The organism is Nocardia sputi, assembly GCF_023501985.1.
Genome location: NZ_JAMFLC010000023.1, coordinates 35,555 through 62,226 on the forward strand (window position 1 = coordinate 35,555; position 26,672 = coordinate 62,226).

Annotated in this window: 26 protein-coding genes; 16 read left to right on the forward strand and 10 right to left on the reverse strand. The window is 68.1% G+C overall.

Features of this window, described 5'->3' with window-relative positions:
* Window positions 1–6 precede the first annotated feature (6 nt).
* From M8859_RS27730 to M8859_RS27745, 4 genes are all read right to left on the reverse strand, one after another.
* Window positions 7–1,020, reverse strand: coding sequence for a Sco1979 family transcriptional regulator (locus M8859_RS27730; protein ID WP_249645046.1), 1,014 nt, complete (start codon window positions 1,018–1,020; stop codon window positions 7–9).
* Window positions 1,021–1,204: 184 nt separating this feature from the next.
* Complete coding sequence (locus M8859_RS27735; protein WP_159926488.1) at window positions 1,205–2,269, reverse strand: fused (3R)-hydroxyacyl-ACP dehydratase subunits HadA/HadB; 1,065 nt, start codon at window positions 2,267–2,269, stop codon at window positions 1,205–1,207.
* A 184-nt stretch (window positions 2,270–2,453) separates the two neighbouring features.
* Complete coding sequence (locus tag M8859_RS27740) at window positions 2,454–3,815, reverse strand: lipase family protein (RefSeq protein ID WP_159926486.1); 1,362 nt, start codon at window positions 3,813–3,815, stop codon at window positions 2,454–2,456.
* A gap of 232 nt (window positions 3,816–4,047) precedes the next feature.
* Window positions 4,048–5,223 carry a lipase family protein gene (locus M8859_RS27745; RefSeq protein ID WP_159926484.1) on the reverse strand — a complete coding sequence of 392 codons (1,176 nt, stop codon included), beginning with the start codon at window positions 5,221–5,223 and terminating at the stop codon, window positions 4,048–4,050.
* A 344-nt stretch (window positions 5,224–5,567) separates the two neighbouring features.
* Between M8859_RS27745 and M8859_RS27750 the strand changes: the two genes are divergently transcribed.
* Window positions 5,568–5,810: a hypothetical protein gene (locus tag M8859_RS27750; RefSeq protein WP_159926482.1), complete on the forward strand. Its 243-nt coding sequence runs from the start codon at window positions 5,568–5,570 to the stop codon at window positions 5,808–5,810.
* A gap of 10 nt (window positions 5,811–5,820) precedes the next feature.
* On the opposite strand, the gene M8859_RS27755 is transcribed toward M8859_RS27750, so the two are convergent.
* Window positions 5,821–6,930, reverse strand: coding sequence for a lipase family protein (locus tag M8859_RS27755; protein ID WP_159926480.1), 1,110 nt, complete (start codon window positions 6,928–6,930; stop codon window positions 5,821–5,823).
* 165 nt (window positions 6,931–7,095) lie between these two features.
* On the opposite strand from M8859_RS27755, the gene M8859_RS27760 reads away from it, so the two are divergent.
* The 4 genes from M8859_RS27760 (at window position 7,096) to M8859_RS27775 (ending at window position 9,196) form a co-directional block, all read left to right on the forward strand.
* The gene (locus M8859_RS27760; RefSeq protein WP_236565539.1) at window positions 7,096–7,611 is read left to right on the forward strand and encodes a DUF2599 domain-containing protein; all 516 of its coding nucleotides are present in this window, start codon (window positions 7,096–7,098) and stop codon (window positions 7,609–7,611) included.
* A 34-nt stretch (window positions 7,612–7,645) separates the two neighbouring features.
* Window positions 7,646–8,305 (forward strand): SDR family oxidoreductase, encoded by a 660-nt coding sequence (locus M8859_RS27765; RefSeq protein ID WP_159926478.1) that lies wholly within the window; start codon window positions 7,646–7,648, stop codon window positions 8,303–8,305.
* A gap of 62 nt (window positions 8,306–8,367) precedes the next feature.
* Window positions 8,368–8,670, forward strand: coding sequence for a putative quinol monooxygenase (locus tag M8859_RS27770; RefSeq protein WP_159926566.1), 303 nt, complete (start codon window positions 8,368–8,370; stop codon window positions 8,668–8,670).
* Window positions 8,671–8,968: 298 nt separating this feature from the next.
* The gene (locus M8859_RS27775) at window positions 8,969–9,196 is read left to right on the forward strand and encodes a hypothetical protein (protein WP_195071461.1); all 228 of its coding nucleotides are present in this window, start codon (window positions 8,969–8,971) and stop codon (window positions 9,194–9,196) included.
* Between the two features lie 249 nt (window positions 9,197–9,445).
* Here M8859_RS27775 and M8859_RS27780 read toward each other — a convergent pair whose 3' ends face one another.
* Window positions 9,446–10,333, reverse strand: a complete 888-nt coding sequence (locus tag M8859_RS27780) for a Sco1979 family transcriptional regulator (RefSeq protein WP_159926474.1) — start codon at window positions 10,331–10,333, stop codon at window positions 9,446–9,448.
* Window positions 10,334–10,423: 90 nt separating this feature from the next.
* Window positions 10,424–10,645, reverse strand: a complete 222-nt coding sequence (locus tag M8859_RS27785) for a DUF397 domain-containing protein (RefSeq protein ID WP_159926472.1) — start codon at window positions 10,643–10,645, stop codon at window positions 10,424–10,426.
* Window positions 10,646–10,969: 324 nt separating this feature from the next.
* On the opposite strand from M8859_RS27785, the gene M8859_RS27790 reads away from it, so the two are divergent.
* From M8859_RS27790 to M8859_RS27805, 4 genes are all read left to right on the forward strand, one after another.
* Complete coding sequence (locus M8859_RS27790) at window positions 10,970–11,767, forward strand: SAM-dependent methyltransferase (protein ID WP_159926470.1); 798 nt, start codon at window positions 10,970–10,972, stop codon at window positions 11,765–11,767.
* Window positions 11,768–11,992: 225 nt separating this feature from the next.
* Window positions 11,993–12,229, forward strand: coding sequence for a hypothetical protein (locus M8859_RS27795; protein WP_249645047.1), 237 nt, complete (start codon window positions 11,993–11,995; stop codon window positions 12,227–12,229).
* 237 nt (window positions 12,230–12,466) lie between these two features.
* Window positions 12,467–13,729, forward strand: a complete 1,263-nt coding sequence (locus M8859_RS27800) for a PucR family transcriptional regulator (protein ID WP_195071460.1) — start codon at window positions 12,467–12,469, stop codon at window positions 13,727–13,729.
* Between the two features lie 94 nt (window positions 13,730–13,823).
* Window positions 13,824–14,258 (forward strand): CBS domain-containing protein, encoded by a 435-nt coding sequence (locus M8859_RS27805; RefSeq protein ID WP_159926464.1) that lies wholly within the window; start codon window positions 13,824–13,826, stop codon window positions 14,256–14,258.
* Here M8859_RS27805 and M8859_RS27810 read toward each other — a convergent pair.
* Window positions 14,255–14,686 carry a pyridoxamine 5'-phosphate oxidase family protein gene (locus tag M8859_RS27810; protein WP_159926462.1) on the reverse strand — a complete coding sequence of 144 codons (432 nt, stop codon included), beginning with the start codon at window positions 14,684–14,686 and terminating at the stop codon, window positions 14,255–14,257. The two genes, M8859_RS27805 and M8859_RS27810, sit on opposite strands and share 4 nt — an antisense overlap.
* Before the next feature lie 70 nt (window positions 14,687–14,756).
* On the opposite strand from M8859_RS27810, the gene M8859_RS27815 reads away from it, so the two are divergent.
* The 4 genes from M8859_RS27815 to M8859_RS27830 are packed head-to-tail and all read left to right on the forward strand — an operon-like array spanning window position 14,757 to window position 20,231.
* Window positions 14,757–16,088, forward strand: a complete 1,332-nt coding sequence (locus M8859_RS27815; protein ID WP_236565538.1) for an aminotransferase class V-fold PLP-dependent enzyme — start codon at window positions 14,757–14,759, stop codon at window positions 16,086–16,088.
* Window positions 16,085–17,371, forward strand: coding sequence for a heavy-metal-associated domain-containing protein (locus M8859_RS27820; protein WP_159926460.1), 1,287 nt, complete (start codon window positions 16,085–16,087; stop codon window positions 17,369–17,371). Before M8859_RS27815 ends, M8859_RS27820 begins: the two co-directional genes overlap by 4 nt.
* The gene (locus M8859_RS27825) at window positions 17,368–18,906 is read left to right on the forward strand and encodes a type III PLP-dependent enzyme domain-containing protein (RefSeq protein WP_159926458.1); all 1,539 of its coding nucleotides are present in this window, start codon (window positions 17,368–17,370) and stop codon (window positions 18,904–18,906) included. Before M8859_RS27820 ends, M8859_RS27825 begins: the two co-directional genes overlap by 4 nt.
* On the forward strand, window positions 18,906–20,231 hold the full coding sequence (locus M8859_RS27830) for a pyridoxal-phosphate dependent enzyme (protein WP_159926456.1): 1,326 nt from the start codon (window positions 18,906–18,908) through the stop codon (window positions 20,229–20,231). Before M8859_RS27825 ends, M8859_RS27830 begins: the two co-directional genes overlap by 1 nt.
* Window positions 20,232–20,255: 24 nt before the next feature.
* Here M8859_RS27830 and M8859_RS27835 read toward each other — a convergent pair whose 3' ends face one another.
* Window positions 20,256–21,347 (reverse strand): condensation domain-containing protein, encoded by a 1,092-nt coding sequence (locus tag M8859_RS27835; RefSeq protein ID WP_249645048.1) that lies wholly within the window; start codon window positions 21,345–21,347, stop codon window positions 20,256–20,258.
* A gap of 172 nt (window positions 21,348–21,519) precedes the next feature.
* Between M8859_RS27835 and M8859_RS27840 the strand changes: the two genes are divergently transcribed.
* On the forward strand, window positions 21,520–22,149 hold the full coding sequence (locus M8859_RS27840; RefSeq protein ID WP_249645049.1) for a TetR/AcrR family transcriptional regulator: 630 nt from the start codon (window positions 21,520–21,522) through the stop codon (window positions 22,147–22,149).
* A gap of 20 nt (window positions 22,150–22,169) precedes the next feature.
* On the opposite strand, the gene M8859_RS27845 is transcribed toward M8859_RS27840, so the two are convergent.
* Complete coding sequence (locus M8859_RS27845; RefSeq protein WP_249645050.1) at window positions 22,170–25,196, reverse strand: tetratricopeptide repeat protein; 3,027 nt, start codon at window positions 25,194–25,196, stop codon at window positions 22,170–22,172.
* A gap of 119 nt (window positions 25,197–25,315) precedes the next feature.
* Here M8859_RS27845 and M8859_RS27850 point away from each other — a divergent pair, with 119 nt between their 5' ends.
* Window positions 25,316–25,549 carry an NfeD C-terminal domain-containing protein gene (locus tag M8859_RS27850; RefSeq protein WP_159926450.1) on the forward strand — a complete coding sequence of 78 codons (234 nt, stop codon included), beginning with the start codon at window positions 25,316–25,318 and terminating at the stop codon, window positions 25,547–25,549.
* Between the two features lie 20 nt (window positions 25,550–25,569).
* Entirely contained in the window at window positions 25,570–26,670 is a 1,101-nt protein-coding gene (locus M8859_RS27855; RefSeq protein WP_159926448.1) for an SPFH domain-containing protein, read from the forward strand.
* Window positions 26,671–26,672: the final 2 nt, after the last annotated feature.

Sequence of the window (26,672 nt, forward strand, 5' to 3'; positions counted from 1 at the left end):
CGGTCGTCATCTATGGTCGAAAGTCCCTGTACGAGCGGGTATTCCTGGTTCCATCAAGGTCATCCGACCGTTCGGTCGGCAATTCACCGACGGCTGGTCCACGATGTCGGGCTCACGCTCGCGCAACGCCGCGACGAGCTCGCGGGTGTACTCGGGTGGCGCGGCGTGCACCGAGAGCAGATTCGCCACCGAGCGGTAGGCCGCGAGATCGGCGTCCTTGTCCAGATACAGGGCGCCGGTGAGCTGCTGGAGATAGACGATGTCGGGCAGATCCGTCTCGGCGAAGCGCAGCATCGTGAACGCGCCGTCGGCCAGCGCGGGGCCGCCGACATGATCGGCGAGCACCTGCACCGTGATGTTCGGCGCGTCCGCGGCCCGCAGCAGGTGCTCGAGCTGAGCCAGCCACACCCGCGAGCCCCCCATCCTGCGGCGCAGCGCGGCCTCCTCGACGATCAGCCACAGTTGGGGTGGGTCCGGCCTGGTCAGGATTTCCTGGCGGCGCATCCGCAAGGCCACGCGCCGCTCGATCGACTCCTCGTCCTCGTGCGGATGAGCGAGCACGAACAGCGCTCGGGCGTAGTCGGGAGTCTGCAGCAGCTCCGGGACGACCCGCGGCTCGTAGCAGCGGATCAGCTGGGCGGCCTGTTCCAGCCCGAGGTAGGTGTCGAACCACTTCGGCAGCCAGTCGGCGTCGCGATGCCACCACCCCGAGGTGTTCGCCTGCTTGGCCAGCCGTTTGAACTCGGCGCACTCCTCCTCGTCGGTGACGCCGTACAGCGCGAGCAGGTCGACCAGGTCCCGCTCCCGGAAACCGGTACGCCCCAATTCCAGCCGGCTGATCTTGGAGTGGGAGCCGCGGATCGCCTCGCCCGCCTCCTCGAGGGAGATACCGCGCGCTTCCCGCAGCCGCCGCATCCGTGCGCCGAGAATCATCCGTAGGGCGGTCGGACCGCCCTCGGCGATGGGAGCCGTTCCGCGAGTGATGGATTCGTTCTGAGGCCGCACTACCGAAGCACGCATGCACCGAGTCTCGCATGTGCACGGCCCACACTCCAGCACCGCGCTCCTCGAATCGGAGCGTATGCGCAGGTGTAAGCACATCCGCAAGATCACCGACGTGACCGCTCGGCGCTCGCCCGCCCTGGGGCATTCAGGAGACGAGACGATCCACGCCGGCTCACGCACCGGAACGCTCGGGAGCTGTTCAGCGCAGCAGCACGTCCGCCGTCGCGCGACCGAACAGCTTGCGCTCCCCGCAGATCGCGGTCAACGCGATGGTTGCGGAGCGGGTGTCCGGATTCAATCGCATGACGCGGCCACGGAATTCGATCGCGCTCGCCTCGGTCGCCGGAACCGGCGCGAACCCGGCGAACCGCACCCCGTACCGCGTCACCGCGGCCGGGTCACCCAGCCACGATGTCAGATACCCGGCTCCAAGACCCATCGTCAGCAGTCCGTGCGACACCACGTCGGGCAGACCGGCACTGCGCGCGACCACGTCGCTGAAATGGATCGGATTCGAATCACCGGACACACCGGCGTAATTCACCAGATCGCCCCGTGAGAGCAGCACCGTTCGCGGGGCGAGTTCCATGCCCACGGACAGGTCCTCGAAAGCGGGGACCGTCCGCGGCGTCCGAGTCTCGTCGGGGGAATCCGGCTGCACCGCCTCGTCGAAGCTCTCGACCAGGCCGCTGTCCTCGCCGAGCTTCCGCGCGGCCGCCGCGTCCGACCGGTCGGTGGCCGACTGCCCGGTCATGATGACGCCCTCGACCGCCGCGCGCAGATCGGTGGCGAGGTCCACCCCGGTCTGCGCCACCGCTGTGGTGTGCGCGGTCTGCAACACTTCCTTGTGCTGGTTGCTCAGCACGTTCCTGGTGACCATGAAGTCCTTGTCACCGAACTGCCGGAACGACTCGATGTAGGAGTCGCATCGCACCTCGTCGCCCGCGACGATCGGACGGTGCACCTGGATCGACTGCTCGGTCTGCAGCACTTGCCCGAGGTCGTAGCCGGTGAGCACGGACTCGAACATCTTGCGCTGCGTCAACATGAGCAAGATCGAGGAGAAGGTCAGCGGCGCGACGAGCCCGTCGAAGCCCAGCGCCATGGCGGCGTCCTCGTGCCGGTGCGCCGGATGGCCGTCCTGTAGCGCTCGCGCGAATTCCCGGATCTTCTCGCGCCCCACCTCGTACGTATCGGTCAGGCGGTAATGCCGTCCCACCAGTGCCTTGGCTTGCTCGGACGCGGTGGTGGTGATGTCGTTCATGTGCCTCTCTCGGGAATTCGGGCGTAACCCCGCCCGGACCGGCCTACCGTACCCAAGCCGCGATGACGCCGCAGGGCGCCCTCGCCAGAGCTGGGCATGCGATCAGTCGGGTCGACGGGAGCCGGTCGCGATTGCGATCCCGGCGGATCGCGTCACCGGAATTCCGCCCGGCGCCGTCGCACGGTCAGCACTCGTCGGGCGCCCGGACCCCGCGCAACCGTTCGTCCAGCCAGAGCATGGCTTCCGGATAGCCGAGCGCACCCGCGATGATGTGCTCACCGAGCACACTACGGTACACCGCGGGCACCCCGAGGCGGCATTGCTCCAGATAGAGATTGCGCGCACCCTCGGCCGGAATCCAGAATTCCTGCTCTCCGTTGTAGATGAACAGCGGCGTCGCCGATTTCATGCCCGCCATCTTGGTCACCCGATAGATGTCCGCGGCCAGCGCCGAATTCAGCGGATCCGGAAAGTTCGCGGCGATATCGATCGGCAGCATGAGCACGCCGATCGCGCCATAGCTGCTGCCGCACATATCCTTCACCGGCGAGGTCGCCACCCACTGGGCGAGATTGTTCATCCTGGCCAGGATCTCCGGCCGTTCGCGGCCGATGCCGAACACCGCGCCCATGAAGATCGCCGACGCGAGGTTGCCGTTCATGCTGCGGGCCAGGATCTCGAAGTCGGCGGGAACCCCGCCCAGCACGGCGCCGACGATCACCTCCGCCAATTCCGGTGCGTATCCGTCGATCAGCTTCACCGCCCCGTGCGTGGCGATCGCGCCGCCGGAATATCCCGCCAGCCCGAACTCGGCGGCGCCGAACTCCTCCGGGAACAGATTTCGCACGGCCCTGATCGAGTCGAGCACGGCGTGCCCGGCCACGATCGGTTCGGCGTAGGCCATCGACGGCCCCTCGTGGTCCGGGATCAGCACGGCGTAACCGCGCAGCGCCGCCACGTGCGTCGTGGGTGGCAGGAAATCGGTGAAGCTGGTGTCGGGGTTGAGCCCGTGCGCGAGAGTGTATCCCGGCGTGCAGGTTCGGCCGAGGGCGTCGATCGGCAGATTGTTCACCACCACCGGCCGCGGGCCCGGGCCCGGCCAGTGCGCGGCGGGGACGATCAGCGTCGCCGTGGCGTACGACGGCGCACCGTGGGCGTCCGTCGTGCGGTACTTCACCAGGAGCGCGCGCTGGATCGGCAACAGCATCAACGGCGCGGTCGTCGCGCGTACGTCGCGGACTTCGATGACCTGCCCCTCGGCCAGTTCGTCCAGGTTCGCAGGCCGCACGTCGAATATCGGGTCGCCGATGGCGGAGGGTAGCGTGGCCAGGCGCAGCGCCGCCAGCGACGGGGACAGCGTAGTCGCCTCGTGCGTGGGCGAGTTCGGCTCCGGCAGCGGTGCGATCGGTGGTGGCGGGATCACCTGATCGATGAGTTGCTGGATTCCGGGCAGCAGCCCGCCGGGCGGCGGCTGCGCGGCGGCTGGTACGGCCGAGACCGAGCCGACAGCGAGCAAAGCGACAGCAATGGCACGCGATATTCTCATGGCACACGCCTCTGGGTGCGAACGGCAACGTCGTCTGGCACCCGGGCGCAATGGCCTTCGACCCCCGAAAATCCCCTGTCAGACCGGAAGCCAGGACGTCAGGCTACGTCAGCGGCCGTGACTCGACGCAAAAAAGCGTCCGAGTTGTGTTCTCGCGTATCCATATCGCAACAACCGGCCGAGACCCGTTTCCGGAGAACGGGTCCCGGCTCGGCCGTCCAGGTATCGACGCTCAGCAATTGCTCGGCGCAGGTTCCCCCCTGAATCGGGCGTCCAACCAGTTCAGTGCCGCGGGGATGCCGAGCGCCGCCGCGGTCAGGTGGTCCGGCACCGGGATCTCCTCGGATTGCACCTTGGCGCCCGCCGCACACCATCGCTTGTCGGTGTTGACCACCGCGTCGATCGGGATGAGACCGTCGATCGGCGAGTGCCACTCGAAGACCGGGGTCTCGGGCACGCCGTCGTAGAGCTCGAGACTGTTCTCCTCGACCACGGCGCGCGCGGTGTCGTCGTTGATCATCGAGGTCGTCTTGGCGAAGTCCAGCGCACCGCGGCCCGCGCCCGTGGAGAGGATGTCGTTGGTACAGCTGTTGGCGATCTGCGCGCGGGCCGCGAGCCCGCGCTCGTTCAGCTGGTCACTGAGCGGGAAGCGCGTCGGATACTCACGCTCCAGCCCGAACCCGGCGGCGAAAGCCAGCCCGAACACCGGGTGCGGGTTCAATCCCAGTCCTTCGAGCATCTTCACCAGATTCATCGGGACACCGCCCATGGCCGCGCCCGCGAGGTCCAGTTCCGGTGCGTATCTCGGCTGCAGGGCCGCCGCCCAGGCGGTGGCCATCCCGCCGCCGGAGTATCCGACCATCGCCACCGGGCTGCGCTGCACGCCGAGTTCGGTGACCTGCTTGACGGCGCGGATCCCGTCGAGCGTGATCTGCCCGCCGAGTTTCGCCGCGCCGTAGGCGAAGTTGGGGCCGAGGTGGTCGGGCAGCGCCACGCTCCAGCCACGCGCCAGCAGGATGTTCCAGCCCGGCGCTTCCCGCACGATCAGGTTCGGATCACCGGTGTAGAGCACCCGGGAGACCGAGCACTCCGAGCCGAGACCGTTGATGATGTGCTGGAACGACAGCAGCGGCCCGTCCGGGCGATGCGCCTTGGGCGTGAGCACCGTGGTGGTCGCGGCGATCGGCTTTCCCTCCGAACTCGTCGACCGGAACCTGACCACGGTCACCGTCGTCTCCGGGAAGATCGCCAGCGGGGGCATCACCCGGGTCGCGATCACGTCGCCGGGCTTGCGGTCGGCGATGTCCGCGGGTGTGGCGTAGAAGGGATCTGGATCGGGATCGGGGTACAACGGCGCGCTGGTCGCCGCGCCTGCCATGCTCGCGACGAGCACCAGGCCCGCGGCCATCGCTCCGATCGCACGTGCGAGACGTCTTCGCCCCACTCCCCTACCCAGCGAACGTGGGCCCTGACTCATCGACGTGTGCCTCCTGCATCGTTCAACGCTGTGCTCATCCTCGGCAACATCACGCATACAGGACATCACCCGACGCGAACATGTTGACAAATCACAAGTTTGGGGCGGCCATGCTGTGAGCGCGGCGCGCCCCGGCTGGTGACTGTACCCGACCGCGCGAGGTCCGTTCTGTGACATTTCCAGCCGATGATCTGGAACATGTTCTCAGCAGTGGCGGGCACTTACCGTCGATCTCACCGGCGCGGCTGCCGCGCCGGCCGGAAGGAGACGGTGGCATGGACGGCGCTGCGCGCAGACTCGCGGACCGCGACGACACCCAGGATCCGCCGAACCGGCGGATCACCGTCTACTTCGACGGACCCACCCCCGAGGACGCACTGATCCTCGAGTACGCCGCGACACGGACCGAGGCGGGGGAATTCACTTCGGCCGCCGTGCACGCCGGGCTCACCGTCACCGTGGACGGCCACGTTCGCCCCGGCCTTCGCAGGCTACCGTGCCGATCGCTCTGGCGCTGAGTACGCGGGCTCAGGGCCGATCGAGCACACCACTCAGGAACGTGAGCGCGTCGGGGAACGCTTCCCTGGCCGCCCCCAGGTGGTCGCCGGGATACCAGCCGACCCGCAGATCGGTCCCGGAGGCGTGCAATTCCGCCACCAGCTCGAGCGTCAGCGGCGCGGGCACCTCGAGGTCGGTCACCCCCTGGCCGAGGTACAGCGGCACCGAATAGCCGCTGGTCGGCACCCTCAGCATCGTGCGCACGGCGGCCAGCAGCGCGGGATCGTCCAACGGCCGCGACAACATGGCGCCGATGCCGATGCCGGACACCTGCGCGTCAGCCTCGGTGGCGCACTCCGTTTCCACGATGCGCAGGACGTCTCGGCCCACCGGTGTCAGGTAGCCGTCGATGTCGAGCTCCGGTGCGCTGTCGCGCAAGCCCGCCAGCAGCATGGCGAAGTAGGTGGTCGTCTTTTGCAGCGGCAGCCGCGGCAGCCAGGGCCCGGCCAGGGGGAAAACCCGATCCAGATTCGACGGCGTCCCGGTCGCGGCCGCGCCGCGCAGATCGAGCTCCGGTGCGTCGCCGGGTGCGAGGTGGGCGGTGAACAGCGCCGCCTGCCCACCCTGCGACTGGCCGAACACCGCCCAGCGCGTGCCGAGCGAGGGGGCGATCGCCCGTGCGGCCCGCACGCCGTCGATGATGCTGCGAGCCTCCGAGGGACCGTCCAGATAGGGGTGAACGCCGGGAGTGCCGAGCCCGACGTAGTCGGAGATCACGACCGCGTATCCCGCGCCGAGCAGAGCCGGGAACACCGAAGTCAGGTAGTAGTCCCGCGGGTGCACCGTGAACGCGCACTCGTCGGCGATCCCGGAGGTGCCGTGCGCGTAGGCGATGATCGGCCAACCACCCTGCGGCGGAGAGCCTTCGGGCAGGTACAGCACTCCGGTGCTCTGCATCGGTCCGCGCGGGCCCCGCGACCAATACGTCAGCCGCTCGGCGGTCGTCGCCCCCTGTACACGCAGCCGCCCGGCCAGCTCCACCCGATCCGTCACGGTGCCGGGCGCCTCGCCCACCCGCGCGTCCGCGGGCCCGGCCAACGCGACCGTCACCGACACCACGACGCCTGCCGCCCCTACCATGATCCGTCCACACCGCACCGACCGACTATCCCGGGTCGGAGCCGTACCGGCAAGCCACCACAATCGGTGGCCCTGCAGGAGAATCTCGCCGGGGCCGCTCGGGCTCGCTAGGCTCGGGTGAGCACGCCGGAAAGTGGTGCCGAGGAGGACACAGGAGGTTCGACCGTGGCGCAGCGGTACCCGCATCGCCTCCTCGCCCGGCGTCGGGCCGCCGCGCTGTTCTCGGCGGGCCTGCTGCCGTGGACGGTGGCCTGCGGCGCCGATGAATCCCCGCCTGCACCGGCCACGGCCACAGCCACGACGGCCCCGAGCGCCCCGCCATCGCCGGTGTCGACACCACTCGCCGCCGTACCGTCCGTCGACCCCTATGCGGGACAGCCTCTGGTGGATCACGTCGCCTGGACCGAGACGGTCGACGGGCCGCGGCTGCTCGTCTTCCCCACGCAGGCCGGTCGGCGGACCACCTTTCCCGGCTCGGACGAACGGGCGTGGCAGGAAGTGGTGGCCCGGTCGGCCGACGCCGACGCACCCGGCATGCGCGACCAGTTCGTCTGTCACTGGGCGTGGGCTCGGCTGGTCCAGCCGGACAAGCCGAGCTGGAATCTGGAACCGTGGCGGCCGGCGGTCGGCTACCCGGCCACCGTCGAAGCACGCTGTAATCCCGGCGGTCCCGAGCGCTGAGCGCGGGCGCCGCCCCGACCGGAAGGAGCGATCCATGCGCGTGGTCATCGCAGGCGGACATGGCAAGATCGCGTTGCTGCTGGCCCCCGTGCTCACCACGAACGGCCACGAGGTCGCCGCGCTGATCCGCGATCCAGGGCACGCCGACGACGTCCGCGCGACCGGCGCCGAGCCGGTGCTCTGCGACCTGGAGAACGCGGGCACCGACGAACTGGCCGAAGTCGTGAAAGGCTGCGACGCGGCGATATTCGCCGCTGGAGCGGGGCCTGGCAGTGGGGTCGAACGGAAATACACCGTCGACCTGGGCGGCTCGGTCCGGCTGGCCGAGGCGGCCGAGCGAACCGGGGTGCGCCGCTTTTTGCAGATCTCCACGATGGGAGCCGGTCGACCCCCTTCTCCCGGCACCGATGAGGTGTGGGCGGCGTATATCGACGCCAAGACCCAGGCCGAGAACGATCTGCGAGGTAGAGAGCTCGACTGGACCATTCTGCGACCCGGCCGGCTGGTCGACTCGCCCGGCACCGGGCTGGTGACCCTCGCCCCGCCCCCGGTCGAGCGCGGCGAGGTCCCCCGCGCCGATGTGGCGGCCGTCCTGGCCGGATTACTGCCCGCCGCGCACACCTTCTCGATGACGCTCGAACTCGTTTCGGGCGGTATTCCGAGTAACCAGGCGATTGCGCAACTGGCCGACTGAGCCGTCGTGAACCTCGCTAGTCCTTTCCGATTGACGCCAACGGTCACGATGGGAGAACAACCGTGTTCAGTCGTATCGTCTCGATGAAGATCCGCCCCGGGTCCCGCGCCGAGTTCCTCGCCGCCATATCACGCAGTGCCGAAGCCTCCGTACGGACCGAGCCGGGCTGTCTGCGCTTCGACATCTGCGCAGATCGGGTGGATCCTCACCGGTTTTTCCTCTATCAGCTCTACACCGACGACGAGGCGGCAGAAGCACACCGTTTCACCGAACATTTTCTGGCCTGGCATGCCGCGGCGGAGCAATTCGTCGAGCCGGGTACACAGATCGACTACAGCACGGACGTCCTCTTCGGACAGGAGTGAAAATTCCTCGCCGTGGCACCGTACCGGCAAACTTTTGGACGTGAAATCCGCACTGCGCACGTGCAATCGATCGTGCAGATGTGCTTGCATCTGAAAGGTACGGCGGCATAAACTCGGTCCCGCAACTCTTTACAGGGGACCACCAGGGGAGGCCGCGTGGGCGAGCCGAAGGCCGAAGCCGCCGTGGGTTTGCCGCCGCCACAAAAGCAGGGGCGTTCGAATGGAACAACCACTTACCGGCGGTCGGTTCGGATCAGCCGACACCGCACTGGCCGACCAGCCAGCGAACGGTAGACATATGAACACATCGTCGGCCCGCAGCGGCCACACCAATACCGCATTCTCCCGAGAAACCGCCGTGGCATACGTCATCCATGCCGTCGAATCCACCGGCGCGGCGACTCGGCACGATTTCGATATCGAACGAATCGTCACCACCGCACACGCGATGGCCGACGACTGGGATCTCGAGGCATTGCAACCCGCGACCTTCTGGCGCATTGCCTCCAGCTTCATCAAGCAGTAGCACCGCCCCGCCGTCCGAGACCGGCGGGTAACGAGTCATCCTGTGCCACGAGCACTTTCGTCGCGTCACCCGACGCCGGTGCACTTCCACCACAATGCCACCGACGCCGGGCGCCGACTTCATGAAGATATTTCCGGCGCGCCGTCGCCATTGATCCGAAGAGCGAACGCCAGATGACCACCTCCGCTTCGGAGGTGGTCATCTGGCGTTTACAGGTCTTCCGGCCGCACGGGATGTTGCCGCAGGACCTCAGTGTGCGTCGGCGTACTTCTCCATGATCTCGATCGACTTGTCCGGACGCTCGGCCTGGACGCTGAGCCGGTCCATGACCGACAGATACAGCGCCAGGTCCTGCCGCCGCTCGAGATACAGCGCGCTGGTCAATTGTTCGAGATACACGATGTCCGGAAGTTCGGACTCGGCGAAGCGCAGGATACTGAAGGAACTACCCGCCGCGGCGTGCTCGCCCGCAGTGAACGGCAGTACCTGGATCGTCACGTTCGGCAGCTTCGCAAGCCTGACGAGGTGCAGCATCTGCTCCCGATGGACCTGCGGTCCACCGACGGGCCGGTGCAGCACCGCTTCATCGATCACTGCCCAGACCACCGGCGGGTCCGAGCGGAACAGGATTTCCTGCCTGCGCTGACGCACCGCGACCCGCCGATCCGTGTCGGCGTCCTCGTGCCCGAGCGCCACGACCGCCCTGGCGTATTCGGGCGTTTGCAGCAGGCCGGGAACAAGATGCGACTCATAGGTACGGATCTTGCTCGCGGCCTGTTCCAGACCGAGGTAGGTACCGAACCACTGGGGCAGCAGGTCGCTGTAGCGATGCCACCAGCCGGGCTCGTTGGCCTGCCTGGCCAGCTCGAGGAACGACTCGCGCTCCTCGGGATCGTGGACGCCGTACAGGGTCAGCAGGTCGCGGATGTCGCGTTCCTTGAAGCCGGTACGGCCCAACTCGAGTCGACTGATCTTGGCATGCGAGCCTCGGATCGCATCACCCGCGGCCTCGCGGGTGATGCCCTTCTTGTCCCGAAGCTTGCGCAACTGGCCGCCCAATGCGATGCGTAGCACAGTCGGACCACGTTCCGCGACAACGGATTGCACGTGACCATCGTCATCGGGTTCAGCGATCATCGAGTTCGTCTCCGATACTCCGGGGTTTGCCCACAGTGTGTCACAACCAGCTGACGGGAGACACACCGTACCGACCGCTAATGCTACCGCTCAGCTAGTCAAATAGTCGAACTCTCCGGCCTTCGCGCCACGGACGAACGCATCGATCTCCGGACGCGTGTAAAGGAGGATACCGCCCTCCGGATCCCGCGAGTTGCGCACGGCCACCTGGCCGTTGGCCGCCTCGGCCACCTCGACGCAGTTGCCGCTGGGATTGCTGAAGGAACTCTTGCGCCAAGTTCCGATGATCTCGTTGGTGGATGTATCCGACATCTTCCCACTCCTCGGTTGCCGCAGTTAGGCGATTCGGTTCGTGCAGATGCACGTTCAAACGTTCTTGCATTTGCACCAACACCGGACGATAGCACGAAGTTCGCGCTCTGTGCGCCCGCAGATTCGGACCATCCGGACGGGATTGTGAAACACGATCACCTCGCCCAGAAACACCGAGATCAGCTCCCCCGTCCGGCCCGCTCGACGAGAGTGAATCTTGTACTGTCGCAGTGCACATCGGATGTACCAGTCATTCGCGACACCTCCACGCGCCCACCCGCACGGCCGTGCCGCGGACAGTTTTTTGCCGAGGAGTCCAACCCCATGCCCGAAGACCACAGCCCCCTCATCCGGACCGACATCCCCCACTCCGCGCGGATCTGGAACTACTGGATGGGCGGCAAGGACTACTACGAGATCGACCGCATCGCAGGCGACGCCGGCATCGAAGTCGATCCGGACATCACCACCATGGCGATGCAGTCGCGCCAATTCCTCATTCGCGCGGTGCGTTACCTCGCCGGCGAGCAGGGCATCCGCCAGTTCCTCGATATCGGCACCGGCCTGCCCACCATGCAGAACACCCACGAAGTCGCCCAGAGCGTCGCGCCCGAGTCCCGGATCGTCTACGTGGACAACGATCCCCTGGTGCTCACGCACGCGCGAGCGCTACTCACCAGCACCACCCCGGAAGGCGTGACCACCTACATCGACGCCGACTACCACGATCCCGAGCTGATCGTCGCCGACGCCAAGCACGTCCTGAACTTCAACGAGCCGGTCGCCGTGATGTTCATGGGCGTGCTCGGCCACGCCAAGACATACGACGATCTGCTCCGGATCGTGCACACCGTGCTGGACGCCGTTCCGTCGGGCAGCTACCTGGTGATGTGGGACGGCACCGACGACAGCAAGGCGTATGTCACGCTGTGCGAGAACTACACCGGCACCGGCGGCACTCCTTATGTCCCCCGCCCACAGGCGCAGATCAAGGCCGTCTTCGATGGTTTGGAGCTCGTAGAGCCCGGTTTCGTGTCGATTACGCAGTGGCGCTCGGGCGCGACCGAGGTCGGGGAGGCCCGGCCGATCTCCGCCTACGGTGGGGTCGCACGCAAGCCGTAAGACCCCTGGACACGAAATTACAAGCGGCACAGTGGCGGTCGCCGGTTCCATACCGGCGACGGCCACCGCTTTTTCTGCGACCGATCGTGCAGATGTACTTGCATCTGTAAGCGACGGAGGCATAGACTCGAAGACGAAATCAGGGAGATACGCAGGGAGTTCGAGCCCGCGTCGCCAGCACGCCGAGCACTCCCTGCCGCACGTTCGGACGCGAGGGGTAGTCGAATGATCGAGCCATTTCGAACTCCCCACCGGGTTGCCGTCATCGATGGCGCCGGTGCCGAAGCCTTGCGCCAATACCCTGCGCCCGATTTCTCCCTGTCCGACTGCGGGGTGGAGCCCCGTGGCCTCACCTACCGGCAGGCGCGCGACATCCTCTATGCCCACGAAGTCCACGGCCCGCAATGCAGGCAGTGGCTAGCCGCCGCCGCCTACTTGTCAGCCGGGCTGGAGGACGAGTAGACGAAGACTTCTTCTGACACGCAAAGACATCCACTCCAGCGCGTACCTCGCTCCAGCACGCTGAGCGGCGTGCGGCGTGCCCAGCGTCGGAGTCACGATCGCCGCATCGCGTAATGCGACGAGCAACCAATCGATCTCACAGATCACTCCCGGTGCCCACGGCCCTTTCGTATAGTGATCGATCGACTCGGGCGCGATTTCTCACACGCCTGGCGTGGCACTTGGAGCGAACTCGTAATGACCTACTCCGCGTTGGATCTGTCCGCCGACTCGTCCGACTCGGTACTGGAAATCGGCGGCCGACCGGCTTCGGCGCCCTTGCAGAACACCGACAGCGTGGCCACGCACATGGTCGGATACCTAGAGAACGTCATGGCTCCGTGCCGCAGCTTGCCCGGCGAACATGTACGCGGCGACGTCACGAAACTCACTCGCAGCTGCCTGAACCTCGCCGCCGAGATGTTCGACCGGCGTACCGTGCCGGACGAGCGACAGCTGGGCCCGGTACGCGCGACGGCCGCCCGCTGGGCCCGCGAGGGCGTGCCACTGAGCACTATCCTGCGCGCTTACCACGAGGGACTGCGCATTGCCTTCGGCCTGGTCACCGCGCGAGCCGAGGCCGACGACGTCGATGAGGTGCTCGTCGCCGCCGATCTGCTGTTGGAGCTGCTGGAGGCGATCACCGCGGCGGTGTCCGACGCCTACGTCGACGAACAGCACCTGGTGGCAAAGGAACATCAGACGGCGACACAGACGCTCGCCTCGGCGCTGCTCAGCGGTCGTGGCAGTTCGGCTCTGGCGCGCCAGACCGGCATTCCGATCGCGGAGTCCTATCAGGTTGTCGCGCTGTCGATTCCGGAGCATCCGGACGAGCGCGATCCGCGCGTCGACGGCAACGTCGCCGCGCGCCGCAAGCTACGGCGGCTGCAATCCGAGCTGGCCACCGTGTTCGCCTCGCGTGCGCTGGCCCTGCTCAGCGCCAAGGGCGGCACACTGCTCATCCCGTTCGGTGACGAGACCGATACCGTCCTCACGGAGACGACACTCGCGCTGCTGGCCGACGCCGCCGAGGTTGCGCTCACCGCCACCGTCGTCCCGACCGATACCGAGCAGATCCCCGAATCGGCCGATCAGGCGCACGAGCTGCTCAATCTCGTGCGCGTCGGCGCCCGGCCGCCCGGCCTCTATCAGATGTCCGATCTGGCAGTGGAATATCAGCTCACCCGCAGCGGCCCGGCGACGCGGCGGATCGCGACCATCCTCGACCCGCTCGACGCCCATCCCGAACTGTTCGACACCATGCGCGCCTACCTCGGCAACGACATGAACCGGCAGCTCACCGCGCGCCAGCTGTACGTGCATCCCAATACCGTCGACTACCGCCTGCGCCGCATCGCCCAGTTGACCTCGATCGATCTGGCGACCTCGGCGGGCATCTCGCAGGCGGCGATCGCCCTGCTCGCCCGCGACCTGGACCGCAGCGTCGCGCGCCGCCTCTGACGTGAGGCGAACCGTGGCCTGTAATGGATTCGTGCTGGTCACCGGACTACGAACTTGCGATCCTGGTAATGCCGCGACGTCTGGATGGTGAAACATGCGAATTTCGGAGATCCTGCGCAGGAAGGGCAGCGACGTGGCCACGGTCGCACCCGACACGACCGTCCGCAGACTGCTGGCCACCCTGGCCGAACGGAACATCGGTGCGGTCGTCGTCTCTCCCGACGGCGACGCGATCGCGGGGATCGTCTCCGAGCGCGACGTGGTACGCAGTCTGCACGCCCGCGGCGCGGCCCTGCTGGACACGCCGGTCTCGGCGATCATGACCTCCGAAGTACGCACCTGCACACCCGACGACCGGGTCGACGGCCTGCGCCGCACCATGACCGAACACCGCATCCGGCACCTGCCCGTGGTGCACGAGGGCAGGCTGGTCGGCATCGTCAGCATCGGCGACGTGGTGAAGAGCGCGATCTCCGAATTGGCGACCGAACGCGAACACCTCGTCGAGTACCTGCAGGGCAGGTACTAGAACTCGCTCGGGTTCCCCAGGTCGGCCGAGAGCCAGCGCTCCGGCCGCAGGAAGACCGCGACCTGCTCGCCGTAGGCCTCGGCCGCCTTCAGATAGGCGTCGACCGATTCGGCGGGCAGGTACCGCGCCGCCATCTCGCGGTGCTGCTCGTCGGTCATCGGGGTGATCCGGGTGACCGGGCCCTCCACACTCACATACCGCACCGTGGGTTCGACCTGCTGAACCATCAGACCGAACCGGCCGGCCTCCCGGATGTAGCGCATCTTCCGTGACTCCGGGCCGGTCAGGATCCACGCCTCGCCACCGGGGCTGTAGTGATACCAGATCGGGAGGGTGAGCGGGGCACGACCGGAACCCGCGGCCACCGAGAACGCGGCCACATGCGGCTGAGCCAGGAACTCTTGACGCTGTTCGGGGGTCAGAGGCATGTCGTCCAGGCTAGTCGTGAAAGCCCTTGTCCGCGAGAAAACTTCGAAGTCCGTACCAAAAATGCGTATCGTGGGTGACGTCCTGGTCACCGGTGAAGGGAGCGTCGCGTTGCGGTCCCCTGCCCCGAGATCGCCGGTGACGCGGGCCGAAGCGGCCACCCGGTTACCGGAGACGCCGCCGTTCGCGCCTACCACGGTCCGGTCGATGTTCCCGGCGCTCACCGCGGCCTCCGAGGTCTACCTCGACAGCGCAGCCACCACCCAGAAGCCGCTGCCGGTGATCGAGGTGATGAACCGCTATCACAGCAACGGCACGGCCAACGTCGGCCGCGGCACCTATCCCTGGGCAACCGGCCTGACCGCCCGGATCGCCCGGGTCCGGGAGCGGACCGCCGCTTTCATCGGCGCGGAACACCTGGACGAGGTGGTCTTCACCGGCGGCGCCACCGCCGCGCTCAACGCTGTCGCGCTGTCCTGGGGCCTGACCGCACTCGCCGACGGCGACCAGATCCTCTACAACGCCAGCGACCACGCGTCGAACGTGTACCCCTGGCAGCACCTGCGCGGGCTGCTCGCCCGGTTCGGACGCCGCATCGACCTGATCCCCTACCGGGTGACCGGCGCCGGTGAGGCGGACACCGACGACATCCTGGCCAAGATCACGCCGCGCACCAGGCTGATCACGGCCGGGCATCTGCACCACGTCTTCGGCGGTCTCAGCACCCTGGAGGAAGTGCGGGGGCGCATCGATCCGGCCATCCTGCTGTGTTTCGACTGCTCGCAGAGCGGCGGGCACCTACCGGTCGACGTGACAGCGCTCGGCGCGGACTTCGCGATCTTCGCCGCGCACAAGATGTTCGGCGCACCGGGCACCGGAATCCTGTACTGCCGCCGACGCGTGCACGACCAGTTGGTGCCGTTCCTGCCCGGCGGCAATTCCGGTGCCCGGCCCGGCCCGGCCGGGCTGGACTCGGGACCGATGCCCGCGCTGTTGGAAGGCGGTACCCCCAACATTGCCGGCATCCTCGCCCTCGGCAGCGCGCTCGAGGTGCTGGAATCACTCGGCATGGGCGTGATCGCCGCGCACAACCGAGCCCTGACCCTGCGCCTGATCGACGGCCTGCGCCCGGTTCCCGGGTTGGAGTTCCTGCCCGGCCCGGCACACGCCGCGTGTGAAGTCGGCTACGGCATCGTCTCCTTCACCCTGGACGGAATCTCGGCCGCCGACGCGGGCTTCGTGTTGAGCGAGCTGGGTTTTCTGGTGCGTACCGGCGCGCACTGCGTCCCCGCCGTGACCGATGGCGCGGACTCGGTGCGAGTCAGCACGCACATCTACAACACTCCCGACGAGATCGACCGATTCGTCGCGTGTGTGCGAACCATTGCCGAGGAGGTCACGTGAGTATCGACATCCCCCGCTACGACCGGCGGTCCGCGTCCAGGGTGCTTGCCGAGTTGGCGCAACCGGGGTTGTTCACCGCACCGGCTCCCGTGCCCCCGCCACGCCGGTTCGAATTCACCTGTACCGCACTACGTCCCGAGACGGACAGTCATCTCACCTATTCGCAGCGGCTGTATCTGGAGCGGTTCATGCGGCCGTGCCGCGCGGATCAGGTGACCAGCGCGACGCACCGGATCGCGTGGACCGACAGCGACGGCATCCCGAATACCGGCCACTTCCGCGCCGACGGTCTCGGCCCCTCGGTACCGATCGCGATGCGTGAGACCGTCCTGGCGCTGTGGCGCCACCTGGACACCGACCCCGGTTTCGCCGCGCGGGTCGCGGCGATCGGACCGGGCGAACACGCCGTGCTGGCGGGCACGACCACCGACCACGATCCGCGCGACATCTTCCGGGTCGGCATCGAGGCGGCGGGGCGCGTGCTGGCACAGCACGCGCTGCTGGCCGCCCAGACCCCGTACCGGGATGCCGCCGAATTCGCCGCGGGGATTCGCGATTCCGGGATCTTCACCGCGGTGGCCACTCGATGGTTCTGGGAGTTGCAGGCTTCGACCTATCGGCGCGGCATGATCCCGGTGACGCTCGTCGCACAACCCGACGGAACCGTCCGCTACACCGCGGAGACCGTGGCGACCCTGCGCGCGATGAAGGACGCCACCATCGCCGACGCGCACGCCGTGATGGAGCGCGCCACCACCGTCGAAGGCCGCACGGTCGCGGAGGCCATCGCCAAGTATCACGACGACCTGGACCTGATCTCCCGGCAATACGCCCTGCTGCCCACCGGAAGCCACCCTTCCTGCCTGGCGGCCACCCCACAGCAGCTCGACAGCGGGCACGTCAGCATCCTCCCGCAGCTGGCCGGCCGGTTCGTCGCGACGTTCACCGAGATCATCGGCCGCTGCGAGATGGTCGAAGTGCGCGCCGAACTGGACGAGACGACCGCCGACCGCGCCGCCACCGCCGAGGACCAGGTGTTCTACGTGCCGGATATGACCTGCAAGCACTGCGTTCGCACGATCGGCGGAGTGCTGGAATCGATGGACATCCGCGTGGTCGAGATCGACCTGGACAGCAAACGGGTTGTGGCCGAGTTCCGGAGCCCGCGCAATCGGGCACGCGCGTTCGAGGCGATCCGGGACGGCGGCTACAATCCGGCCGCGCAGCGTCCCGACGGCGCGGCACGGACTTCGGCCACCGAGCCGTCGGAAGCCGCCGTATGACGCCGTGGCCGCCGGCGCTGCCCGCGAAACTGCATCCGACGGTCCGCGCTTTTCTCGACACGCCGGGCGTCGCGGCGCAGGCGCTGACACGATTCGGGTCGCCTGCGCATCTGCTGTTCCCGCAGATCTACTCGGAGAATCTGCTCCGTCTGCGCACAGTCCTGGAGCGGCACCTTCCCGGATACCGGATCTGCTACGCGCACAAAGTGAACCAGTCCCGGGCGTTCGTCCGCACCGCCGAACGCGAGGGCATCGCCATCGACGTCGCGTCACCGCACGAACTGTCCAGTGCCCTCGGGGCGGGATTCGCGGCGGCGCGCATCGAGGTCACCGGCCCGAAAGGCGAAAGCTTCCTCCACGACCTCGTCGGCCGCGGGGTGACGGTCAACGTGGACAACTCGTGGGAACTGGGCCGCATCGCGGAACTGGCTCCCGGACATCCGAGAATTCCCGTGCTGCTGCGGGTTTCCGGCTTCGGCCCGGGCCAGGTGAGCCGGTTCGGGATGCCGCTCGCGCACGTCGGACAGGCCCTCGATCTGCTGGCTGCGCAGCGCGCGCGGATCGCCTTCCTCGGCTTCGCTTTCCACCTCGACTCGGGCGAGCTCGGCGAGCGGGTGCGGGCGATCGAGGCCTGCCTGCGCTTGATCGAGCAAGCCTACGATCGCGGTCTCGCCCCGTCGGTGCTCGACATCGGCGGCGGGTTCCGTCAAGTGTTCACCGCCGATGCCGAGCGGTTCGACGCCTACGTGCTCGCCCTGCGGGAATCGCTGCTGGGCCGGGGTGAGTCGATGACGTGGGGCAGCAACACCTTCGGCTATCACGTCGCGGGCGGCGCCGTGCACGGCACACCGGTTTTCCACAAGTACGCCAACACCGTCGCGGCCGACACCATGCTCGCGGAGCTTCTCGCCGCGCCGCTGGAGCGGCACGGCGGGCGCACGGTGGCACAGGTGACGGGCGACAATCTGCTGGAGATGTGGCTGGAGCCGGGCAAGGCGCTGGTCGATCACGCGGGCGTCACGGTCGCCACGGTCGAGTTCGTCAAGGAGGTCGCCGACGGCAGCGTGCTGGTGCACGTCGACCTCAGCCGCGACTCCGTGACGCCCGCCGACCAAGAGGTCATGGTCGACCCCATCCTGCTGCCCCGTGCGGGCGACGGGCTCACACCCACCCACGCCACCGCTGAAAGCGGTGGCGGCACAGGCCCGATCGGCGTCTATTTCGCCGGACGTCTGTGCCTGGAGCGAGACCTCATCACCAATCACAAGGTGTGGTTGCCCACCACGCCCCGGCCGGGCGACGCGGTGGTGTTCCCCAATACCGCCGCCTACCACATGGACCTGTCGGCCGCGCGGGCATCGATGCACCCGCTGCCCGTGAAACTCGCCGTCACCCACGGGCCCGACGGATTCCGGATCGTCCGCGACGCCGAGTACGAACCGGATTTCCCCGTCGAGTCGCCGCGATCACGCCATATCTCGCCGCATACCGCCCACCTTGCGACCAGCCCGGTCCGATCCGTCGAGGCTCCCTGATGCGATACGAGCACATCACCGAACTCATCGGCAACACGCCACTGCTGCGGCTCGACCCCGCGGTGCACGGGCTGGCGAACGTAGAGCTCTACGCGAAGTTGGAGTCGCACAACCCGTTCGGCTCGGTCAAGGACCGGGTGGCCTGGGGGATGCTGCGCGACGACCTGGCGGAGATCCGGGCCGGCGCTCGGACGCTCATCGAGGCATCCAGCGGGAACACGGCCAAGGCGCTGCGCGTCCTCGGCTCGATGTACAGCATCGACCTGCGCGCGGTGACCAACCGGATCAAGGTGGCCGAGGTCCGTGACCTGCTGCAGCTGCTCGGGACGGAGATCGTGGAACTGCCCGGGCTGTCGGAGTGCCCGGACCCGACCACGCCGAACGACGTCTACTCGGTGATCGAGGCGACCATGGCGCAGCACCCCGGCGCGTATCGGCATCTGTCGCAGTACACCAACGAGAAGAACATCGAGGCCCACCACCACGGCACCGGACGGGAGATCCATGAGGACCTGGCGGCCGATGGCATCACCAGGATCGATTATCTGATCGGCGGGCTCGGTACCACCGGGTCCACCCGAGGAACCGCCACCTATCTGCGTAAGTACAACCCCGAATTACGCACTGTCGCCGTGGTTTCCGAACGGTCCGACTTCATTCCCGGCATTCGGTCGGAGACCGAGATGTGGGATGTCGGGCTGTTCCAGCCTGATTTCTACGACCGGATCGTCACCGTGTCGGCGGGCGACGCCGTGGACGCGACGCTGCGCCTGGCGACCGGCTACGGCGTCCTGGCCGGGCCGACCAGCGGCGCGGGGTACGCCGCCGCGCTGGAAACGCTCGGCGCGCTCGATCTCTCGGCGACCGATCCGCAAGACCCGATCGTCGCGGTGTTCATCGTGTGCGACCGGCTCGAGCCCTACCTGTCCTACATCAAGAAGCGAAGGCCGGAACTGTTCGGCCGCGCCGGACGCTCAGCCGAGCCGACCGCGGCCGAGCTGGCCGCGGTACCGCGCCTGTCGCCCGAGCAGCTCGCCGAACTGGACCGGACCGCGCGTCCGACCATCGTGGACAGCCGGGGCGCCATGGCCTACCGCATCGGGCACGTGCCGGGCGCGGTGAACATTCGCGACGACCAACTCGACGAGATGTTCGGTCACGGCATCCCGTTCCCGCGATCGCGTCCTGTCGTCTTCGTCTGCCCGGTCGGCGAGCTGTCGGTGCGCTTCGCCGCACGCGCCCGGCAGGCCGGATACGACGCCGCCGGCTTGGCCGGTGGCGTGGTCGCCTGGCGCGATGCGGGCCTGCCTCTGGAACGAGGCTGACCCTCCGGGGATTCGAGGCGGCCGTCACCGCTGCCCGGCGGGGAAGCCGGACAGCAACGGGGCGATCGGTCCGCGGTAGCCGGTGGCGAGCAGTTCGACGGTAGCGGTGAACAGTTCGACGAAGGCGACCGCCGTGTCCTGCGCGAACAATGTGGTGACGTCGGCGCTGTCGGAGAACGCGCCGACCGCCACCGCGAAAGCGGTCTGCAACACCATGAACAGACTGGCCCGGGCGGCGCACGCCCGATCGAGCAGCGCGCGGTGCACGCCGGCGCCGAACGCTACCGGCACGACCGCCCCGGCGCCTGCCGCCCCGGCGCGGCGGACCGGACGTGGACGAGCACAGGGGAATTCGAGCACCGCGGGCCGACCGGCCAGTGTGTTCGCCCAGTAACGCAACTGCTGGGTGGCGCGGCTCCATTCGTCGGAGTAGTCGCAGAGTTGGGCGTGTTTCCCCAAGGTGTAGTCGGCGTAGTCGATCGGCAGGGGCGTCCAGTCCGGCGCGGCCCCGGCCTGCCTGGCGAGGTATGCCGTGCCGAGATCGCGCAGCAGCGGCCCCACCGAGCGTCCGTCGATCGAGATGTGGTGGACCACCAGCACCACTACGAGGTCGTGCGGACCGAGGGCGAACAGCCGGGCGCGCAACGGCAGGTCGGTCGCCAGATCGAACTCGCCCGCGGCGAAATCCGCGATGCGCTGCCGCAATTCGGTTCCGGTGGCCGCGACGACCTCGGCCTTCGGCCTGGCCTCGTGCACCGGAACGATCACCTGGGCAGGGCCCGAGGCGGTCTTCGGATAGCAGGTGCGCAGCGGTTCGTGTCTGGCGACGACATCGCCGATCGCGGCGACGAGCGCCTCCGGCGACAGCGCGGGCCCGGACAGGCGGACCGCTCGAGCCACATTCCAGTCACTCGAGTATCCGGCCCGCGCGGCGTGCCACATCCGTTCCTGCGCGGGGGCGAGGGGGATGTGCGCCGGACGTGGCCCGCGTGCGAGCGGCAGCGGGCGCCACGGCGGCGGGAGGTGCCGAACCGCTGGTCTCGCCCCGTGCACCGCCGTACGCCCGCGTCCGTCGCCGAGCGCATCGGACATGATCACCGCAGCGGAGTTGTTCACGCGCCATTACCCTCCACTACCGAACCACCGAGAGACCCAGGGTCGGTAACCAGACCGAGTAAACCGACAGTTACCACTCTGTGACGGCACGGGATCCGTTTCGGCAAGACGCCGCAGGCCGTGGCGGGTGAGCGCGGCGTCGAGGTACGCCGCCAGGCATTATCGTTGGGCCGTGCAGACAGGTCAGGAATCAAACGACGACGGGAGCCCGCGGATCTGGGGTGGGACGACGCTTACCGAGCGCAGGGAGACGCGACGGACGGCGCTGCTGGAGGCGGCGCTCGATCTGATCGGCGAGTCGGGTGCGAGTGGCGTCACCATGCGTGCGGTGTGCCGCAAGGCCAACCTCACCGACCGCTACTTCTACGAGAGCTTCGCCGGCCGCGACGAGTTGCTGGACGTGCTCTACCGTCAGGTCGCCGACGAGTTCCTGGAGCCGATGACGGCCTTCGCCGCCACCGACGACCCGTCCCGCGATCGCGCCCTATCGGAGATCCTGGTCGACAAGGTGCTCGCCGACCCGCGCAAATCACGGCTGTTCCTGGTCGAGCCGTATTCCAGCACCGGGCTCGGGCAGACCACCTTCGCGGTGATGCCGGTCTTCACCCGGATCATGCAGGACCATCTGTTCGGTCACATCGAGGACCCGGTCAAGCGCAGGCTGGCGGCCGTGACCATGGCCAGCGGGAACGCGGGCATGTTCTCGGCGTGGCTGAACGGCTCGCTGCGCGCCACCCGCGAGCAGATCATCGAGCACTGCGTGGCGACCCTCACCGTGTACCGCTCGCTCTACCGTTCCTGACCGCACGGCCGAGGCCACCGTCAGTCCACGTACTGGCCCCGCCAGTACGCCAGGGTGTTCCTGGTCCGGATGGTGTGGGCGTGATTGGGGCCCAGAGCGCGCAACTCCGCGACCAGCAGGACCTCCAGCTCCGCGATGGCGCGGGCGAGGTCGCCGTGACGAGCGCGGCAGCACACGAGATCGTGGCGGGTGTCGAAGGTGTCCGGGTGATCGGATCCGAGTACGCGCAACCGGTCGGCAAGCAGTTTCTCCAAGTCGGTGATCGCGCCCGCGAGATCGCCGCTGTCGGCGCGGTAGGTGGCCAGCCGACCGCGGGTGAGCAGAGTGTCGGGATGGTCCGGGCCGAGTACCCGCAAGCGATCGTCGAGTAAGCGGGTGAATTCAGTGCCCGCCCCGGCCAGGTCACCGCTACGAGCGCGAAACGCCGCGAGGTTGTTGCGCGCGCCGAGTGTGTCGGGATGGTCGGCGCCGAAGACGCGGAGATAGTCGGCCACCAGTTGTTCGAACTCGGCGCGGGCGCCGAGCAGATCGCCGCTGTCGGCACGCCAGTACGCCAGGCTGTTGCGGGTGCGCAAAGTATCCGGGTGGTCGGCCCCCTGCACGCGGGCGCGATCGGCACGCAGCCGTTCGAATCGGGCGATGGCCCCGGCGAAATCGCCGATGTCGCCGCGATTGGACGCCAGATTATTCCTGGTCCGCAGGGTTTCGGGATGGTCGGGACCGAGCAGTCGCAACTGGTCGGTGAGTAGTCGCTCGAACTCCTCGCCCGCGCCCGAGTGATCACCGCAGCGGGCGCGGTAACTGGCCAACCGGTCGCGGGTGTCCAAGGTGTCGGGATCGTCGGGACCGAAGACCCGCAACCGGTCTTCGAGCAGCAGCTCGAAATCGGCGACGGCGCCGACCAGGTCGCCGCTCTCGGCGAGGTGATAGGCGCGCCGCTCGCGCGTGGTGAAGGTATCGGGGTGGTCGGGCCCCAGTGTCCCGACGAAATCGGGCACCCACGCGGCCCACAGATCGCGATCGTCGGCCGACCTGCCGGTCTCCAGCTTCACCAGGAAGTCGACGGCCAAGGCGGAGGCGCCGTAGGCCAGGCAGTGGCGCACGGCCGAGCCGCGGGCGTAGTCCGCGGCCCGGTCGGTGTCGTCGGCCTGGATCGCCGCGACGAGGGCACGGTGCGCGTCCACGAGGCGCACCCCGAGACGATCGCATTCCGCGCCCAGCGCGGGCAGGAACGCGCTATGGCTCACACCGAGCGACTCGCGGACGGTGCCTGGATGGCTGCGGGTGACCAACGCGCCGAGATTCACGGCGACGTCGCGGATCCGGGCCGCACTGAGGTCGACGCCGAGCGACGACAACGCCGCGTCCAGCAACTCCAGCGGCAGCACGGGGCCGACCCCCGCCGCCACCAGCACTCCGAGCAGAGCCGCCGTCGCACTCGCGGTCTCGGGATCGACCCCGCGCAGCGCCGTCTCGACCCGCAGTGCGATGACCCGGTCCAAACCGATTCCGGAGGCGACCGCCCCGTCGGTCAACCTCGACGCGACCTCCAGCAGGATGCGCGCCACCAGCCAGCCGCCGGAGACCACCCGCGAACCGCTCGCGTCGGTCGGCGTCTCGGCCAGCAGCCGCTGGATCCAGCCGATCCAGTCGACGGGGCCGAGCGGGGCCGTCCCGCGCGCGGAGTCCACCACGGCGGCGATGTCGTCGGCAGCCGGTTCGGCGATTTCGATCCGGTACATGTGCGCCAGCTTCGGATCGTCCTCGACACCGGTCCCTGGCCGGATGCCGACGATCACCCGCACGTGCCGCAGATCCTCGCGCTCGGTCAGATCGACGATCGCGGCCACCAGCAGCCGCCTGGTCCCCTCCTGCGGTTGGTTCAGGCCGTCGAACACCAAGGTGACCCTGCGGCCCGCGGTGGACAGGCGGGCCAGCGGGCGGCGGACCAGGATTTCGAAGATGTCGGACTCGTCTCGGGGCCGATGCGCCCGTGCCGCTCGCGCCGCCTCCCGGAAGCCGGGCAGGCGGGCGTCGAGTTGCACGGCCAGTTCGGCGGCGACCGATTCCACGGAGCTGTTGACCGTCAGGAAAACCGCGGCGGTGATGTAGTCGGGGGTGACGGCGAGTCCGTCGACCAGGCTGGGACGGATCAGCATCGCCAGCAGCGTGGACTTGCCGACACCCGCGGGCCCCAGCACGGCCCGCAGCCGGTGGCTGCCCGCGTCGACGATCGCGTCGAGCCGCTCGCGCACATCGGGCGTCAGCAGCAGACGCCGGGTCAGCTGGTCGACGAACCCGGCCGCGGAACGTCCACTCACCGCGTCGCGATGACGCGCGGTGTTCGGCACCAGCCACAGTCCCGGGTCGACGCCCTGTGTCGTGGATACCGCGCCGGAACTGAAGGAAAGATGTTGCGGCTGTTGATACGTGCACTGCACGGCGATCGGATCGACCAGGTCCGAGGGCAGCAGATTCTCCCCGCGCAGCGGCAGGCCGAGGCCGAAGGTGGCGAGCATGGTGCGGGTGAAGCACCCGGAATACGCCGGCCCGTCGCCTGAGGCGACCAGCAGCTCCATCCGGCCGCCCGACTGCGCCAGGAGATCGGTCCACCGGCGGGCGGCGCCCTGCACACCCTGACCCGCCTCGCAGGCGTCGACGAGCATCACCAGCCCGTCGAGGGCGGCGCGGTCGAGCCGCTCCCTGATCGCCTGGGTCAGGTGGAAAGCGTTGTGCGAGTTCGGATCGCCGGGGGAATCGTGGCCGAGCAAGTAGAAGTCCTCGGCGGTCGTGGCCACTCCGTGCCCGATGAAGCCGAGCAGCAGCGTGGCCTGCTGCTCCGATGCCGCCGCGAAGGCCGTGTCGACCGCGGCGAACATCTGCGCCGCGGTCGGATTCAGGACCGGGCCGTCGAGTTCGATCGCCGATCGCCAGCCGCCGGTCTCGGTCAGGCTCCCGTACAGGCCGTTGGCGAGTTCTTCGGTGAAACCCAATTCTCCCAGCGCCGCGCATTCCGACCCCACCACCAGCGCTAGCCGTCCTCCCATGCAAGAAACATACCTGCGCCACCGCCTCCATTCCGCCCCACCGTCGGACCCGTCGATATCGAAAGGCGCTGTGCGAGACGTAGGGTGGCGATCCGAGAGGCGAAAAAGGAGATCGTGGGATGACCGACCCGGTGGTGGGTTTGACGGGTAGGCTCACATCGCCGATCCGGGGCGCCGGGATGCTGGGCGAGGTCCTGGTGGCGATTCGAGGGGGCACCGAGCTGTACATCGCGCAGGCCACCGAACCGATCTCGGCCGGCGCGGCCGTGCTGGTCATCGCGGTCCATCCGGGGCGCGTCGTCGACGTCGTCCCGTGGATTCCGCTCGACCCGGATCGGCCGCAGCAGACTTGAATTAGCAAGGGAGAAAAGACGTGCTGGGTTACCACGTGCCGGACCCGGACGAGGCGATGCTGGTCAGTGGCGCCAAGAGCCGCGACAACGCGCCGTTCGAAGTGATCATCGGGCGTGGCGCCTGGGTGATCCCGCTGTTTCGCAAGGTGCGCTATCTGTCACTGGCGATGTTCGAGTCCGAGATCAAGGAGCGCTGCGTCACCAAGCAGGCGATCCAGCTCGACGTTCGCGCGGTGATCGCGTTCAAGGTGGCCAACGACACCCAGTCCATCGTGAACGCCGCGCAGCGGTTCCTCTCCGAGCAGGAGCGGGAGATGTCGGTGCTGACCGGGCGGATCTTCTCCGGGCACCTGCGTTCGATCGTGGGCTCGATGACGGTCGAGGAGATCATCCGGGAGCGTCAGAGACTGGCCGACGAGGTGCTGGTCGCCTCGAAAGTCGAGATGAGCAATATCGGTCTGTGGGTCGATTCGTTCCAGATCCAGTCCATCGACGACGGCAACCTCGGCTACATCGCCGCGCTCGCCGCGCCGCACAATGCCGCCGTGCAGCGCGACGCGCAGATCGCGCAATCGCATGCCGCGCAGGCCGCGGCCCAGGCCGAGCAGGAATCCCAGCGCAGGCAGGCGGAATATCAGCGCGAGACGGCGATCCTGCGCGCGCAATACCAGCGCGATATCGACAAGGCCAACGCGGAGGCGGCGCAGGCGGGTCCGCTCGCCGAAGCGCTGGCGTTGCAGGAGGTGCTCACCGCACAGGCCGAGCAGGCGCGCAAGGAGGCCGAGTTGCGCGAGCAGCAGTTGCAGGCCGAGGTCGTGAAACCTGCTCTGGCCGAAGCGGATAGGGTGCGCATCCTGGCCGAGGCCGAAGCCGACCGCACCCGCATCCAGGCCGCTGCCGCCGCGTCGAACAACCGGATCGCGCTGGACCAGATGTTGATCGAACAACTTCCGGAAATCGTGAAGCAGGCGTCGAACGGGTTGGCGAACGCGCATCTCACCGTCCTCAACGGACCGGAAGGGGTGGGCGAACTGGTGAACGGAATGGTCGGTCAGGGACTGACCGTTTTCCATTCGTTGCAAAAGGCGCTTTCCTCCGACGACGGCGAAAAGGCGGGTTAAAG

Excerpts from the sequence above, each read along its gene's own strand:
- M8859_RS27730 (WP_249645046.1), bottom strand. The coding sequence starts at position 1,020 with ATGCGTGCTTCGGTAGTGCGGCCTCAGAACGAATCCATCACTCGCGGA.
- M8859_RS27735 (WP_159926488.1), bottom strand. The coding sequence starts at position 2,269 with ATGAACGACATCACCACCACCGCGTCCGAGCAAGCCAAGGCACTGGTG.
- M8859_RS27740 (WP_159926486.1), bottom strand. The coding sequence starts at position 3,815 with ATGAGAATATCGCGTGCCATTGCTGTCGCTTTGCTCGCTGTCGGCTCG.
- M8859_RS27745 (WP_159926484.1), bottom strand. The coding sequence starts at position 5,223 with ATGGCCGCGGGCCTGGTGCTCGTCGCGAGCATGGCAGGCGCGGCGACC.
- M8859_RS27750 (WP_159926482.1), top strand. The coding sequence starts at position 5,568 with ATGGACGGCGCTGCGCGCAGACTCGCGGACCGCGACGACACCCAGGAT.
- M8859_RS27755 (WP_159926480.1), bottom strand. The coding sequence starts at position 6,930 with ATGGTAGGGGCGGCAGGCGTCGTGGTGTCGGTGACGGTCGCGTTGGCC.
- M8859_RS27765 (WP_159926478.1), top strand. The coding sequence starts at position 7,646 with ATGCGCGTGGTCATCGCAGGCGGACATGGCAAGATCGCGTTGCTGCTG.
- M8859_RS27775 (WP_195071461.1), top strand. The coding sequence starts at position 8,969 with ATGAACACATCGTCGGCCCGCAGCGGCCACACCAATACCGCATTCTCC.
- M8859_RS27780 (WP_159926474.1), bottom strand. The coding sequence starts at position 10,333 with ATGATCGCTGAACCCGATGACGATGGTCACGTGCAATCCGTTGTCGCG.
- M8859_RS27785 (WP_159926472.1), bottom strand. The coding sequence starts at position 10,645 with ATGTCGGATACATCCACCAACGAGATCATCGGAACTTGGCGCAAGAGT.
- M8859_RS27790 (WP_159926470.1), top strand. The coding sequence starts at position 10,970 with ATGCCCGAAGACCACAGCCCCCTCATCCGGACCGACATCCCCCACTCC.
- M8859_RS27795 (WP_249645047.1), top strand. The coding sequence starts at position 11,993 with ATGATCGAGCCATTTCGAACTCCCCACCGGGTTGCCGTCATCGATGGC.
- M8859_RS27800 (WP_195071460.1), top strand. The coding sequence starts at position 12,467 with ATGACCTACTCCGCGTTGGATCTGTCCGCCGACTCGTCCGACTCGGTA.
- M8859_RS27805 (WP_159926464.1), top strand. The coding sequence starts at position 13,824 with ATGCGAATTTCGGAGATCCTGCGCAGGAAGGGCAGCGACGTGGCCACG.
- M8859_RS27810 (WP_159926462.1), bottom strand. The coding sequence starts at position 14,686 with ATGCCTCTGACCCCCGAACAGCGTCAAGAGTTCCTGGCTCAGCCGCAT.
- M8859_RS27825 (WP_159926458.1), top strand. The coding sequence starts at position 17,368 with ATGACGCCGTGGCCGCCGGCGCTGCCCGCGAAACTGCATCCGACGGTC.
- M8859_RS27830 (WP_159926456.1), top strand. The coding sequence starts at position 18,906 with ATGCGATACGAGCACATCACCGAACTCATCGGCAACACGCCACTGCTG.
- M8859_RS27845 (WP_249645050.1), bottom strand. The coding sequence starts at position 25,196 with ATGGGAGGACGGCTAGCGCTGGTGGTGGGGTCGGAATGCGCGGCGCTG.
- M8859_RS27850 (WP_159926450.1), top strand. The coding sequence starts at position 25,316 with ATGACCGACCCGGTGGTGGGTTTGACGGGTAGGCTCACATCGCCGATC.